The organism is Arenimonas aestuarii, assembly GCF_054781715.1.
Window position 1 is genome coordinate 107,184 of record NZ_BAAGTW010000001.1, and the last position, 13,395, is coordinate 120,578.

10 protein-coding genes are annotated in these 13,395 nt (G+C 70.9%); 5 read left to right on the forward strand and 5 right to left on the reverse strand.

Annotation, left to right across the window (positions count from 1 at the left end):
• Nucleotides 1-5 precede the first annotated feature (5 nt).
• A complete protein-coding gene (gene bla, locus ACYVJH_RS00500; RefSeq protein WP_460452722.1) occupies nt 6-890 on the reverse strand; it encodes a class A beta-lactamase in 885 nt (294 codons plus the stop codon).
• A gap of 107 nt (nt 891-997) precedes the next feature.
• Here bla and ACYVJH_RS00505 point away from each other — a divergent pair, with 107 nt between their 5' ends.
• Nucleotides 998-1,543: a carboxymuconolactone decarboxylase family protein gene (locus ACYVJH_RS00505; RefSeq protein WP_460452723.1), complete on the forward strand. Its 546-nt coding sequence runs from the start codon at nt 998-1,000 to the stop codon at nt 1,541-1,543.
• An 88-nt stretch (nt 1,544-1,631) separates the two neighbouring features.
• On the forward strand, nt 1,632-3,659 hold the full coding sequence (locus tag ACYVJH_RS00510; protein WP_460452724.1) for an amidohydrolase family protein: 2,028 nt from the start codon (nt 1,632-1,634) through the stop codon (nt 3,657-3,659).
• On the opposite strand, the gene ACYVJH_RS00515 is transcribed toward ACYVJH_RS00510, so the two are convergent.
• Nucleotides 3,656-4,258, reverse strand: a complete 603-nt coding sequence (locus ACYVJH_RS00515) for a methyltransferase domain-containing protein (RefSeq protein ID WP_460452725.1) — start codon at nt 4,256-4,258, stop codon at nt 3,656-3,658. The two genes, ACYVJH_RS00510 and ACYVJH_RS00515, sit on opposite strands and share 4 nt — an antisense overlap.
• A gap of 10 nt (nt 4,259-4,268) precedes the next feature.
• Complete coding sequence (locus tag ACYVJH_RS00520) at nt 4,269-5,759, reverse strand: S41 family peptidase (RefSeq protein WP_460452726.1); 1,491 nt, start codon at nt 5,757-5,759, stop codon at nt 4,269-4,271.
• Between the two features lie 120 nt (nt 5,760-5,879).
• On the opposite strand from ACYVJH_RS00520, the gene ACYVJH_RS00525 reads away from it, so the two are divergent.
• Together ACYVJH_RS00525 and ACYVJH_RS00530 are read left to right on the forward strand one after the other, a co-directional pair.
• Nucleotides 5,880-7,148, forward strand: coding sequence for a winged helix-turn-helix domain-containing protein (locus ACYVJH_RS00525; protein WP_460452727.1), 1,269 nt, complete (start codon nt 5,880-5,882; stop codon nt 7,146-7,148).
• The gene (locus ACYVJH_RS00530; RefSeq protein ID WP_460452728.1) at nt 7,145-8,614 is read left to right on the forward strand and encodes a protein adenylyltransferase SelO; all 1,470 of its coding nucleotides are present in this window, start codon (nt 7,145-7,147) and stop codon (nt 8,612-8,614) included. Before ACYVJH_RS00525 ends, ACYVJH_RS00530 begins: the two co-directional genes overlap by 4 nt.
• 6 nt (nt 8,615-8,620) lie before the next feature.
• On the opposite strand, the gene ACYVJH_RS00535 is transcribed toward ACYVJH_RS00530, so the two are convergent.
• On the reverse strand, nt 8,621-9,043 hold the full coding sequence (locus ACYVJH_RS00535; RefSeq protein ID WP_460452729.1) for a universal stress protein: 423 nt from the start codon (nt 9,041-9,043) through the stop codon (nt 8,621-8,623).
• A 113-nt stretch (nt 9,044-9,156) separates the two neighbouring features.
• Between ACYVJH_RS00535 and ACYVJH_RS00540 the strand changes: the two genes are divergently transcribed.
• Nucleotides 9,157-10,290 carry a D-2-hydroxyacid dehydrogenase gene (locus ACYVJH_RS00540; RefSeq protein WP_460452730.1) on the forward strand — a complete coding sequence of 378 codons (1,134 nt, stop codon included), beginning with the start codon at nt 9,157-9,159 and terminating at the stop codon, nt 10,288-10,290.
• Here the strand turns inward: ACYVJH_RS00540 and ACYVJH_RS00545 are convergent.
• The gene (locus ACYVJH_RS00545) at nt 10,284-13,394 is read right to left on the reverse strand and encodes an efflux RND transporter permease subunit (RefSeq protein WP_460452731.1); all 3,111 of its coding nucleotides are present in this window, start codon (nt 13,392-13,394) and stop codon (nt 10,284-10,286) included. The two genes, ACYVJH_RS00540 and ACYVJH_RS00545, sit on opposite strands and share 7 nt — an antisense overlap.
• Nucleotide 13,395: the final 1 nt, after the last annotated feature.

Sequence of the window (13,395 nt, forward strand, 5' to 3'; positions counted from 1 at the left end):
CGCCCTCAGCCGCCGGCCAGCGCCCAGGCGCCGACCACGCGGCCGACGTCGGCCAGTACCGCATCGCGCTCGGCGTGCGTGCTGGTGGACTCGGCGTAATACGCCGCCACCAGGATCGGCGCGCTGCGATCCGGCGCCCGGAGGATGCCGATGTCGTTGGCGTTGCCGGTGTTGTTGGTGCCGGTCTTGTCGCCGACCCGCCAGCCGGGCAGGCCGGCGCGCAGGCGCTTGTCGCCGGTCTGGTTGGCCAGCATCCAGCCGGTGAGGCGGGTTCGCGAGGCCGGCGAAAGCACGTCGCCCAGCAGCAGCTTGCGCATCGTCGCCACCATCGCGTCGGGCGTGGTGGTATCACGCGGGTCGCCCGGCGTGGCTTCGTTGAGCCCGGGTTCGTTGCGATCCAGGCGCGTCACCGCGTCACCGATGCTGGCCAGCCAGTCGGTCAGGCCACGCGGCCCACCGTGTTCGGCCAGCAGCAGGTTGGCGGCGGTGTTGTCGCTGAGGGTCATCGTCGCTTCGCACAGCGTTTCGACGGAAAGCCCAAGCTTGCCGTCGTGCTTGTCGATGACCGGCGACCAGGAAATCACCTCATCGGTCGTCCAGGCCAGGCGCCGGTCCAGGCGCTCGCGGCCGGCGTCCACCGCGGCCAGCACCTGGCCGGCCAGCAGCAGCTTGAAGGTGCTGCACATCGCGAAGCGTTCATCGCTGCGATTGGCCAGCACCCGGCCGCTGAAGGTATCGAGCGCCGCCACGCCGAGCCGGCCACCGTGGCGCGCTTCCAGCGCGGCCAGGGCCTCGGCGGGGTCGCCGGGCAGGCGGGCCCAGGCCCGCGTGAAGGGCAGCAGGGGCAGGGTGAGCAGGGCGGTCTGGAGCAGGGTGCGGCGGCTGGGCATATCGGACGATCCGTTATGTATTGGGGATGATTCGTGGCCTTGGTGCCGATCTTGCCGCCGATGATGGCCCTGCGCAATCGGCGCGACGCTTTCCTAAGGAGCCATCCATGTCCCGCATTCCCCTGCAAACCGCCACCTCCGCCCCCGCCGCCAGCCAGGCCCTGCTTGGCCAGGTGCAGTCGGCCTTCGGTGCCACGCCCAACATGTTCCGCGCGGTCGCCAATTCGCCGGCCGCGCTGGCCTCGATGTGGGGTAGCTTCGGCGCCCTGGGCAAGGGCCGCCTGCCGGCCCGCCTGACCGAAAAGCTGGCCGTGGCCGTCGCCGACCGCAATCGCTGCGAATACTGCCTGGCCGCACACACCCTGCTGGGCAAGAACGCCGGCGCCAGCGAACAGGAAATGGCCCAGGCCCAGGCCGGCCACAGCACCGACCCGGCCACCGCGGCGGCGCTGGCTTTCGCCCTGAAGGTGGTCGACCGCCGCGCCGACGTCGGCGACGCCGACATCAAGGCCTTGCGCGATGCCGGCTTCGACGACGAAGCCATCGTCGAACTGCTGGCGCATGTGGCGCTGAACCTGTTCACCAACTACGTCAACATCGCTTTCGACGTGCCGGTGGACTTCCCGGCGGTGAAGCTGCGCCAGGCGGCCTAGGCCTTGACGCGCGCGACGGGCCTGCCTTGTTACAGTGCCGGCAGGCCCGCCGCGCCGGCGCGCGCCCGACCATCTAAAGGGGATGACGATGCGCTGGATGCTTTCGATTGCCGTGGCCGTGCTGTCCGTCGCCGCCTTGCCGGCCGGGGCGGCGGAAGAACGCTTCAGCGTCGTGGTCGGGAACTTCCGCGTCGGCCACCTGGTGGTCACCCACGAAGGCAATAAGGTCGGGATCGACTTCGCCTACAAGAACAACGGCCGGGGGCCGACCCTGGTCGAGTCGCTGGACATCGGCGAAGCCGGCCTGCCGACCGCCTGGACGGTCACCGGCAGCACGACGTTTGGCAGCAAGGTGGACGAACGTTTCGAGTGGGGCGAGGGCAAGGCCCTCTGGCGCGACGCGGGCGGCGACGCCGAAGCCAGCGCCGACCAGCCCCTGCTCTACGTCAGCCAGTCCGCCAGCCCCTGGGCCCTGGGCCTGTACGCACGGCTGCTGCTGGCCGACGGCGACCAGACCCTGCCGACCCTGCCCGCCGGCGAAGTGACGCTGACGGCCGGCGAGTCGCTGTCGTTCGGCGAGGACGAAAATCGCCTGGACGTGCGCGTCTACATGTTGTCGGGACTGGACCTGCATCCCGAATACGTGTTGCTCGATTCGCGCAAGCAGCTCTTCGCCCATGCGTCTTCGCGCGTGGTCGTGGTGCGCGAGGGCTATGAATTCGAATCAAGCCGCTTGCGCAAGCTGGTCGCCGATCTTGGTGCCGCGCGCCTGGAAGGCATCCAGGAACGTACCGCGCATCGCTTCGACCGCCCGCTGCGTTTCCGCAACGTCCGCCTGTTCGACCCGGCGGCGCTGGCGCTGGGCGAACCGGTCAGCGTGGTCGTGCATGCCGGCCGCATCGCCGGCGTGCAGCCGGTTGATTCGCCGGTCACCCCGGGCGAGACGGTGGTGGAAGGCGAAGGCGGCACCCTGGTGGCGGGCCTCTACGAGATGCATTCGCACACCAGCCAGGACCGCGCCATCCTCAACCTCGCCGCCGGCATCACCAGCGTGCGCGACATGGGCAACGACTACGAGCAGCTTGCCGACCTGGTCGCGCGCGTCGAGCAGGGCAAGATCGCCGGCCCGCGCGTGCACCGCAGCGGCTTCATCGAAGGCTTCAGCCCCTTCAGCTCCAACAACGGCCGTCTGGTGGAAAGCGAGGCCGAGGCGCTGGACGCGGTGCAGTGGTATGCCGCCCGTGGCTTCCATCAGGTCAAGCTGTACAACTCCATGAAGCCGGAGTGGTCGGTGGCGGCGGCGGCGGAAGCGCACCGCCTGGGCCTGCGGGTGGCGGGCCACGTGCCGGCCTTCAGCAATGCCGATGCGATGATCGAAGCCGGCTACGACGAGCTGACCCACATCAACCAGATCATGCTCGGCTGGGTGCTCGAGGATGGCGAGGACACCCGCACGCTGCTGCGCCTGACGGCGCTCAAGCGCCTGGCCAGCCTGGACCTGGACTCGCCGCGCGTGCAGCACACGCTGGACCTGATCCAGGAACACGGCGTCGCCGTGGAGCCGACCATCGCCATCCACGAGAACCTGCTGCTCAACCAGGACGGCCAGGTGCCCCGTGGCCTGGCGGATGTTTTCGACCACCTGCCCGTGGGTGCGCAGCGGGAAGCCCGCCGCGCCTGGTCGGACATGTCGGCACCGGGCGACGCCGAGGCCTACCGCCTGGCCTATGGCAAGGTGCTCGACACCCTGCGGCGCATGCGGGAACGCGGCGTGTCGCTCATTCCAGGCACCGACCTGGGCGGTTCCTTCCACTTCCATCGCGAGCTCGAGCTGTTCCAGCAGCTGGGTTATTCACCGGCGCAGGTGCTCAAGCTCGCCACGCTGGACATGGCCCGCTACCTCGGCGAAGACCAGCAGTCAGGGTCGATCGAACGTGGCAAGCGCGCCGACTTTTTCCTGGTGCCCGGCGATCCCACGGCCGACCTGAAGGCGATCCGGTCCATCCGTGCGGTGGTGAAGGACGGCGTGCTCTACCTGCCATCCGAGATCTACCCGAACTTCGGCATCCGGCCGTTCGCCGAGGCGCCCGTCCTGCTCCACCCGCACATCGACTAGGCCGGGCTGCGCCGGAAGACCGCGTACTGCGTCGGCGAACCCGCGTCGGCATCGACCGGGCCGATGCCGCCGGTCTGCACGCGGTAGCCGTTGCGCTTGGCGACGCCGGCCGCCCAGGCGCGGAAACGATCGCGCGGCCATTCGAAGCGGTGCCCGGGGTCGCGGCGCTGGCCGTCGCGCAGGCCCAGCAGCGGGTTGTATTCGACGTTGGGCGTGGTCACGACCACCAGCGGCGGCCGGTAGTGGCCGAAGACGCAGCGCTCGGCCTCGGACAGGCGCTGCGGGTCCAGGTGCTCGATCACTTCCACCAGGGTCACCGCGTCCGCGGCGCCGGCGTCCGGATGCGGCGTGAATACCTGGCCGTGCAGCAAGGCCAGCCGGCCCGAGGCCACGTGCGCGGCCAGCTCGCTGCGGGCCACCGCCAGCGCCGACGCCGAGGCATCAAGCCCGGTGGCCTGGCTGAAGCCGGGCTGCTGCACCAGGTTTGCCAGCAGCCGGCCGGCGCCGCAGCCCAGGTCCAGCACCCGCTGCACCTTCGCGTCCAGCAGCAGGCCGGTGACGAAGGCCAGGCGCTGGTCGTGGAGGCTGGGCGATTCCATGCTCGGGATGTCAGCGCCTGATGCTGGCCAGGGCGGCCTGCAGCACGGGGTCGTCCGGGCCTTCGACCACGGGAACCGACAGCGTCACGTCGGGCACCACCCCGCGCGGCGTGGCATCACCGCTTGGCCGCAGCATGCGCGCCTTCGGGTAGCCGACCCGCAGGCCGGAATGTGCCAGCGTGAAATGTTCCATGGCGCCCAGCGTACTCGCCAGGTCGGCGGTTTCTTCGCCCAGCACGCGGCCGAAGCCATAGTCCTGGACGATGGCGGCGACGCTGACCGCATTGGAGTACGAGTGCCGGTTCACCAGCACGTGCACGCGGCCCTCGAAGCGCGTGCCCGTGCGCGGCGACGCCAGCGGGATGTCGTAGCGCACCACGCTGCCCATCGGCTGGCCCTTGAACAGGGCCGCCATGTCCGCGCTGGCACCGCCGGCATCCTCGGGCAGGGCATCGAGCCGCGCCTGGTTGGAGGCGATGGTTGCGGCGCTGACCCGGATCTCGAAGGCCGGGCTGAAGCGGAACGGCTCGTCGGCGAACCAGGCCAGCACCAGGTCGGAGAAGGAGTTGTCGCCGCCCGGGTTGTCGCGCAGGTCCAGCAGCAGGTCGGTCGCGCCCGCGGCGATGAAGTCCGCGAACGCCTGGTCGAGCCAGGCCCGGAAATGGCTGCGGTCCCAGGGCGAGTCGGCCTCGGGGCGGATGTCGTAGAACGGGCCCGGGCGCAGGTAGGCGACACGATCGTCGAGCATGCGCGCGTCCCGGCCGGAGAGATCCAGCGTGGCGGGAACACGGCCCGCCGCTTCGGCGGCCGCGATGTCCGCACGGGTCGTCGCCGGCAGCCAGACACGATGCGGGGCGCCGTCGCCGTCGGACAGCTCCAGCTGCACGCCGTCCACCTCACCCAGCGTCAGCCAGGCCAGGAAGGGCAGCATGCCTTCCATCTGCGCATGCAGCAGGTAGGGATTGTCGGCCGACACCAGGCCGCCCACCCGGGCCAGCCAGTCGAGCGCCGGCTGCTCGTCGATCGTCAGCACCCGGTCGCCGGGCGCCACGCCCTCGGCGTCGGCCGGGTCCGACAGCACGTAGACCGCGTCGTCCCGCACCCGCAGCGAGAGCGCGATCGCCTTGCCGCCGCCCTCCCGGAATGCCGCCCAGCGTTCAAAGGGCAGGTCGATGCGTGCATGCGCCACCCGGCCAAAAGCCACGAAGCGCTGCAATTCCAGCTGGGCGTCGCCGACGGTCATCGGCTGGTCGAGGCGTGCCCGCAGGCGGGCATGCAGGGCATCGTAGCTGGCGCGGTCGCGGCGGGCATACAGGTCGTAGTGGGCCGCCTGCAGCGTGTCGTACAACTGGTCGAGGTCCTGGCGCAGCTGCGCGGCCGTCAGCTGCGGGGCTGCCTCGGCCGCCGGCGGCGGCGCCTGGGTCGGCGACGTGCAGGCCGGCAACAGCAGCGCCGCGGCGAGCCAGGCGCCGGGCAGGGTGCGCCGAAGGAATGATTTCATGGCCATGTTCTCCAAGTTACCGGCAACCCGCCGGCTTGCCGAGCCATGACACGCGGGGTGATGCTGGCCCACCATGTCGAAACCCTCCCGCTTTCCTGATTTATTCCTCCCGGTTACCTGATGCCAGAAGAATCAAACACTTGGCCGAGCGTCGTCCGCGTCGGTCCCTGGACGGCCGACCGCGCCACCGGCGAGCTTTCTGGCCCGGCGGGGCGCCAGCGCCTGGAGCCGAAGGTGATGGACCTGCTGTGCGTGCTGGCCGCGCACCGGGGCCAGGTGGTGCCGCGCGAGGACCTGATGCAGGCCTTGTGGCCGGGCGTGGTGGTCGGCGATGACAGCCTGGCGCGCACCGTGTCCAAACTGCGACAGGCCCTGGGCGACGATGCCCGGTCGCCTGCCTACCTCGAAACCATTTCCAAGCGGGGTTACCGGCTGATCGCCGAGGATGGCGCCGTGGCTTCCGCGGTGGCCGGCGAGCCTGCCGCCGCGCCGCGGCCGGCCGGCCGACTGGCGCTGGTCGCGGTGCTCCTGGCCGTGGCGCTCGGCGTGGCCCTCGTGCTGCTGCGGGACGGCGCGCCGACCGACGCCGGCGGCCCGGCGGCATCCCCGGCCACCGACACCCGCCAGTTGATCTCCCGCGCCGACGATTATTATTTCCGGTACTCCCGCGCCGACAACGAAGCGGCGCTCGAGCTCTACCAGCGCGTGCTCGGCCTCGACCCGGACAATGCCGACGCCATGGCCGGCCTGGCCAATGCCCTGGCCCAACGAGCGATCCGCTGGCCGACGGCGCCGACGGCGGGCGCGGTGGAATACACCCGGCTCGGCGACGCCCTGGCGGCCGGGCATTTGTCCTCCGAGCCGGCGCGCAGCCAGCTCGTGAGGGCACGGCAGCTCGCGGAAGCCGCCGTCGCGCGCGCACCGGCGTCCTCGGCCGCGCACCGGGCCCTTGGCCTGGTCGCCAGTGCCCAGGGCGAACTCGATGCCGGGCTTGCCGCGCATCGCCGCGCCGTCGAGCTCGACCCGGCGGCCTGGGGCGCGATGATCAACATCGCCGACGTGCTCGAACTAGTGGGGCGCGACGAAGAAGCCCTCGCCTGGTTCGAACGTGCCTTCGAGACCATGGCCGGCGACTACGACACCAACCCGGCGAAGGTCGGCGCCTGGCATGCGTCGCTCGGCGTGCTTGTCGCCGAACGCCATCGTGCCCGCGGGGATTCGAGTGCGGCCGAAGCCTGGTACCGGCGCGTGCTCGCCATCTCGCCCCTGCAGCCCGAGGCCACGCGCGGCCTGGCGGGCGTGCTTGCCGACGGCGGCGACGCGGCGGCCGCCGAACGCCTTTGCCGCGAACTCGAGCAGCGCCTCGGCCAGGGGGATGACTGCCCATGAGCCCGGTATCGCCGATCGCCTGGCAGCACCACTACGCGAGCCTGCCGCCGACGCTCTGGCAGGCGGCGCTGCCCACGCCCGTGGCCGCGCCGCGCCTCCTGGCCTGGAACACCGCGCTGGCCAGCCAGTTGGGCCTGGACCCGGCGATCGAAGCGGCGGCCGACCGCCTGTTCTCCGGCAACGAACTGCCTGAAGGCGCGCATCCCATCGCCCTGGCCTATGCCGGCCACCAGTTCGGCCATTTCGTGCCGCAGCTGGGCGATGGCCGGGCCATCTTGCTGGGTGAAGTCCTGGCGCCGGATGGACGCCGTTTCGACATCCAGCTCAAGGGCGCCGGGCCGACGGCCTTTTCGCGCCGGGGCGACGGTCGCGCGGCCATCGGGCCGGTGCTGCGCGAATACCTGGTCAGTGAAGCCATGGCCGCGATGGGCATGCCGACCACGCGCGCGCTGGCGGCCGTGGCCACCGGCGAACACGTGCTGCGCGACGAGGTGCTGCCCGGTGCGGTGCTCACCCGCGTGGCCGCCAGCCACGTGCGCGTGGGCACGTTCCAGTTTTTCGCGGCGCGCGGTGACGCCGCCGCCGTGCGCACGCTGGCCGACCATGTCATCACCCGCCACTACCCGGAGCTCGCCGACGCCGACGACCGCTACCTGGCCTTGCTGCGGGGCGTGGCGGCACGGCAGGCCGCGCTGGTGGCGTCCTGGCTGCAGGTGGGTTTCATCCACGGCGTCATGAACACCGACAACATGGCGGTCTCGGGCGAAACCATCGACTACGGCCCCTGCGCCTTCCTCGATGCCTACGACCCGGCCAAGGTGTTCAGCTCGATCGATCGCCACGGCCGCTACGCCTACGCCAGCCAGCCGCCGATCGCGCAGTGGAACCTGGCGCGCCTGGCCGAATGCCTGCTGCCGCACTTCCAGCGCCAGGGCGACGAGGGCGTGGCCGATGCGCGCGCGGCCATCGAGGCCTTCGCGGGCCAGTTCGGCGACGCCTGGCTGGCCGGGTTCCGGCGCAAGCTCGGGCTGGCGACGCAAGACGCCGGGGACGAGGCGCTGGTGCGCGATTTCCTTTCCGCGCTGGAAGCGGTGCAGGCGGACTTCACGCTTTCCTTCCGCGCGCTGGCGGTGGCCGCCGGCGATCCGGGTTTCGATGCAATGCCGCCGCTGCCGAAAACACCGGCCATGGAGGCCTGGCTGGCGCGCTGGCGCACGCGCTGCGACAGCGAAGCGGGCGACCGGGACGATCTCGTGGCGCGTCTGAAGGCAGCCAATCCGGCGGTCATTCCGCGCAACCACCGCGTGGAGGCGGCGCTGTCGGCGGCGGCCGCGGGCGACCTGGCGCCGTTCGAATCACTGCTCGACGCAGTGCGCCGGCCCTATGACGACGCGCCGGCGCAGCGCGGCTTCATGGCCGCGCCGGCCGCGGGCGAGCAGGTGCTGCAGACCTTCTGCGGCACCTGACGCCGCTTAGCGGACGATCAGCACCGGCACGGTGCTGTGCGACAGCACCTTGGCCGCGACCGAACCCAGCAAGGCGCTGGCCAGTGCGGTGCGCCCGTGCGAACCCATCACCACCAGGTCGAACTTGCCGGCCTTGGCGGCCTTGACGATGGCCGGGCCGGCGTCGTCCACGACCTGTTTTTCGCTGAAGGCCAGCTTGGCGCGCTTGAGCGCGGTGCGTGCGGACTTCATCGCGTAGTCGTGGTTTTCCTGGTGGTACTTGCGCGTGCCTTCGGTGCCCAGCTCGGCGGCGACTCGGCGCATAAGCGGTACGTCGGCGTGCATCAGCACCAGGGTCGGGGCCTTGGTCATGGCCTTGGCCAGGTCGATGGCGGACTTGACGGCCAGGGCGGCGGCCTTGCTGCCATCGATGGCGATGAGGATCTTCATGGCGGGCAACTCCTTGCGGGACTGCCTTCAATACTACGCCGCCTTGACGCGAGCCGCCGCCATCCGGCGTAGGCTGGTGCGGGCCGCGAAGGGCGGCCGCCCAGGGGAAGGCCATGTCCATGCCAGTCTTTTTTTCCCGGCCCTGCCGGGCCGCGTTTGCCGGTTTGTTCGCGCTGGCCTTGCTGGCGCCTGCGCAGGCCAGCCAGCCCGATCCGCGCGTGCGCGAGCTCATCGCCCAGCTCGAGCTGCGGGAGGCGGACACGCCCTCGCGCGAGCACCCGCGCTGGCGGTCCCCGCGTCGCGTGGTGGTGTTCCGGGCCAGTGCCGACAGGCTGGACACACTGCGTGAGCTGGCGCCGGGCGCCCGCATCGAAGCGGCCTCGGACGATGACGCCCGGCGCCGCCGCCAGCTCGCCCGCGCCGACGTGGTGATCGGCGGCTGCAGCGCCGCCAACTTCGCCGACGCGCCGGCGCTGCGCTGGTACCAGGCGATGTCGGTGGGCGTGGAAAACTGCATTGCCGTGCCCGGCCTCGCCGACCGTGGCCTGGTCCTGACCAACATGCAGCGCACCAGCGCGCCGCCGATCGCCGAACACGCCATCGCCATGACGATGGCGCTGGCCCGTGGCCTGCCCACCTACGGCCGCGCCCAGCAGGCCGGCGAGTGGCAGCGCGGCGCCTTCACCCATGCCCGCGAACTTGGCGGCCGCACGCTGCTGGTGGTCGGACTGGGCGGCATCGGCACCGAAGTCGCCCGTCGCGCCGACGGCCTGGGCATGCGCGTCATCGCCACCCGCAACAGTGGCCGCCTGGGTCCGGACTTCGTCGCCAAGGTCGGGCTGCCCGACGAACTGCTGGCCCTGGCCGCCGAAGCCGACGTGGTGGTGAACGCCGCGCCGCTGACGCCGGCGACCACCGACCTGTTCGACGCCGAGTTCTTCAACACGATGAAGCCGGGTGGTTATTTCATCAACATCGCCCGCGGCCGCAGCGTGGTGCAGGACGACCTGGTCGCGGCGCTGCGCAGTGGCCAGCTCGGCGGCGCCGGGCTCGACGTCACCGACCCGGAGCCGCTGCCGGCCGGGCACCCGCTGTGGTCAATGCCGAACGTGATCATCACCCCGCATATCGCCGGCAATTCCGACCGCGACGATGAGCGCTTCTGGCTGCTGATCAACGAGAACCTGCGCCGCTACGTCGCCGGCGATGCGCTGCTCAACGTGGTGGACATCGAACGCGGCTACTGAGCCTTTGCCGCGCGCGACTGCCGGCCCAGCACCGTCACCAGCAGGGCCGGCAGGAAGCACAGCGTGACCACCGCCGAGAACGCCAGGCCGAACAGCACGATCGCGCCCAGGCCGCGGTAGAGCTCGGTGCCGGCGCCGGGGATCAGCACCAGCGGCGCCAGCCCGAACAGCGTGGTCAGCGTGGACATCAGGATCGGCCGCAGGCGCGAGTGCACGGCACCCGCCACGGCCTCTTCGACGCTGGCCGCGCCTTCGGCGATGCGCTGCACGGTTTCATCCACGATCAGGATCGGGTTGTTGACCACCGTGCCCAGCAGCACCAGGAAACCCAGCAGCGTGATCATGTCGAAGGGCTGGCTGACGAACAGGTTCAGCACCGCCAGCCCGATGATGCCGCCGGCCACGCCCAGGGGCACCGTGGCCAGCACGAACAGCGGTCGGCCCCAATGCCGGAAGATCGCCACCAGCAGCAGGTAACACAGCAGCAGGGCGATGGCGAAGTTGCCCGACACGGCCTCGCGGGTGGCTTCCAGCTGGTCGCTGGCGCCGCTGATGTCGATGGATACGCCCGGCGGGATCTCACCGGCGCGGCGCATGGGCTCCAGCAGCTCTTCGCGCACCCGCTCGACGCCGGTTTCCAGCGCGATGCCCCGCGGCGGCACGATGTTGAGCGTGACGGTGCGCCGGCCGTCGAGGCGCCGGATCGAATCGGTGTCGGCGGTTTCGCGCAGGTCGGCCAGGGCCGACAGCGGCAGCACCGCGCCCGAGGGCGTGGCCACCGGCAGTTCGCGCAGGGCGTCGAGCTGCTGGGTGCCGGCGCCGCCGAACAGGTAGATGTCGACCTTGTCGTCGCCCAGGATCAGCTCGTCGACGAAGGCGCCATCGCTGAGCGCCGCCACCGCGAAGCCAAAACCGGCCGCGTCGTAGCCGACCTCGGCCAGGCGTTCCCAGCGCGGCACCAGCTCGACCAGCGGCTGGTCCAGGCTGAGGCTGGACGGGTCCGAGCCGATGCGGGCGCCGGGGAAGAGTTCTTCGGCGCGCCGGTAGCCGCGTTCCGCCACGGCATAAAGTTCGGCCAGTTCGATGCCCGAGATGTCGAGGTTGATGCTGCGCGAGCCGCCGTCGTTGCTCGAGATGATCGAGCCGCGCGAGGAAAACGCACGCATGCCCGGGTAGGCGCGGAAACGCCGGTCCAGCGCGTCCATCACTGCCTCGATGTCGGCCGGGTCCACCGGCTCGGCGATGATGCGCAGGCCGCCGGGGCTGGCCGAGAGGTTGTAATAGGCCAGTGGCGGCAGGTCGGTGTCGCCGGCTTCGTAGGCGGCGCGGTCGGCGTTCACCTGCGGGCCGATGTCGGCCATCACCTCGCGCGCGATGCCCTCCATCTCGGCCAGGTTGTAGCCCGGCGGCGCGATCATGCGGGCGAAGGTCTTGGGTTCCTCGCCCTCGGGCAGGTATTCGGCCGGCGGCGTCAGCAGCCACAGCGCCAGCCCGGCCAGCACCACCGTGCCCACCAGCACCTGCACCCGCCGGCGCGCGCTGGCCGCCAGCCACTGCGTGCCGCTGGCGATGCGGTCGAACCAGGCCTGGCCCGGCACGGCGGCCTGGCCCTGGATGCCGAAGGACAGGCGCCCGGCCAGCGCCGGCACCACGGTGACGGCGATCAGCATGGACGCCAGGATCGACGCCGAGATGGCGATGGCGATGTCCGAATACAGCTGGCCGGCTTCTTCCTTGATGAACAGGATCGGCGCGAACACCAGCACCGTGGTTAGGGTGGACGCCAGCACGGCCGGCCACACGCGGCGCACGCCGGCCAGCGCGCTTTCCATGCGGCCCAAGCCCTTGCGCCGGGCCTGGTCGATGCTTTCGAGCACGACGATGGTGTTGTCCACCGTCATGCCGATGGCGAAGGCGACGCCGGCCAGGGAAATCACGTTGAGCGTGCGCCCGGCCAGCAAGAGGCCGACGAAGGCGGCGATCGTGCAGATGGGGATCGCGATGATGCCGGTCAGGGTCTGCCGCTTCGAGCGCAGGAAGGCGAACATCACCAGCGTCGCCAGGCCCGCGCCCAGCGCCAGGTTGGTCCAGACGTTGGCCACGGAGTCCTCGACGTAGCGGGCGTCGTCGCTCGACAGCGTCAGCTCCAGGCCCAGCGGCGCCAGCAGGTCGGCGTTGACCTCGGCCACGGCCGGGAGGATGGCGCGTTTGATCGCGATGACGTTCGAACCCGGCTCGCGGCGGATCGAAAGGCTCAGCGCCGGTTCGCCGTTGTTGAAGCTCAGCTCCCGACGCTCGTAGTGGTCGAGTTTCACCTCGGCGATATCGCGCAGGCGCACCACCACGTTGTCGCCGCTGGCGACGACCAGGTCGCGCAGCTGCTCGATGTCGCGCACCCGGCCGACGGTGCGCAGCAGGTAGCGGCGCTTGCCGCTGTCGAGGTCGCCGCCGGAGGTGTCGCGGTTGCGCGCGCGCACCGCTTCGCGCACCTGGGAAAGCGTGAGGCCGCGTTCGGCCAGCCGGCCCGGGTCCACTTCGATGCGCACCTGGCGTTCGCTGCCGCCGCCGACCTGCACCAGGGCGACGCCCGGCACCCGCTCCAGCCGCGGCCGCACGAAGTCCTCGACGTAGTCGCGCATCATGTCCAGGTCCAGGTCGAGCGCGCTGTCTTCGCGCGCGCCGATGCGGAAATACATGAAGGCGTTGTTGGAGAACGAGCTGGTGGACAGGCTGGGCTGGTCGACGTTCTCCGGGTAGTCCGACACCTGGCTGAGCGCGTTCGACGTGCGGATCAGCGCCTCGTTGATGTCCACGCCGAACGGGAACTCCAGCTCGATGCTGGCCTGGCCGGTGCTGGCGCTGGAGACCATGCGACTGAGGTTGGGGATGGTGCGCAGGTATTTTTCCTGCTCGAGCAGGATTTCCTGCTCCACGTCCTGGGGCGTGGCGCCTGGCCAGCGGGTCTGCACGCCGATGGTGCGCACTTCCAGGTCGGGGATCATCTGCACCGGCACGCGCAGCGCGGCGGCAGTGCCCAGCACGCAAAGCACCAGCACGGCGACCGCGATCAGGGTGCCGTGGCGAAGCAGGCGTTCAAAGCCCATG

Excerpts from the sequence above, each read along its gene's own strand:
- bla (WP_460452722.1), bottom strand. The coding sequence starts at position 890 with ATGCCCAGCCGCCGCACCCTGCTCCAGACCGCCCTGCTCACCCTGCCC.
- ACYVJH_RS00505 (WP_460452723.1), top strand. The coding sequence starts at position 998 with ATGTCCCGCATTCCCCTGCAAACCGCCACCTCCGCCCCCGCCGCCAGC.
- ACYVJH_RS00510 (WP_460452724.1), top strand. The coding sequence starts at position 1,632 with ATGCGCTGGATGCTTTCGATTGCCGTGGCCGTGCTGTCCGTCGCCGCC.
- ACYVJH_RS00515 (WP_460452725.1), bottom strand. The coding sequence starts at position 4,258 with ATGGAATCGCCCAGCCTCCACGACCAGCGCCTGGCCTTCGTCACCGGC.
- ACYVJH_RS00520 (WP_460452726.1), bottom strand. The coding sequence starts at position 5,759 with ATGAAATCATTCCTTCGGCGCACCCTGCCCGGCGCCTGGCTCGCCGCG.
- ACYVJH_RS00525 (WP_460452727.1), top strand. The coding sequence starts at position 5,880 with ATGCCAGAAGAATCAAACACTTGGCCGAGCGTCGTCCGCGTCGGTCCC.
- ACYVJH_RS00530 (WP_460452728.1), top strand. The coding sequence starts at position 7,145 with ATGAGCCCGGTATCGCCGATCGCCTGGCAGCACCACTACGCGAGCCTG.
- ACYVJH_RS00535 (WP_460452729.1), bottom strand. The coding sequence starts at position 9,043 with ATGAAGATCCTCATCGCCATCGATGGCAGCAAGGCCGCCGCCCTGGCC.
- ACYVJH_RS00540 (WP_460452730.1), top strand. The coding sequence starts at position 9,157 with ATGTCCATGCCAGTCTTTTTTTCCCGGCCCTGCCGGGCCGCGTTTGCC.
- ACYVJH_RS00545 (WP_460452731.1), bottom strand. The coding sequence starts at position 13,394 with ATGGGCTTTGAACGCCTGCTTCGCCACGGCACCCTGATCGCGGTCGCC.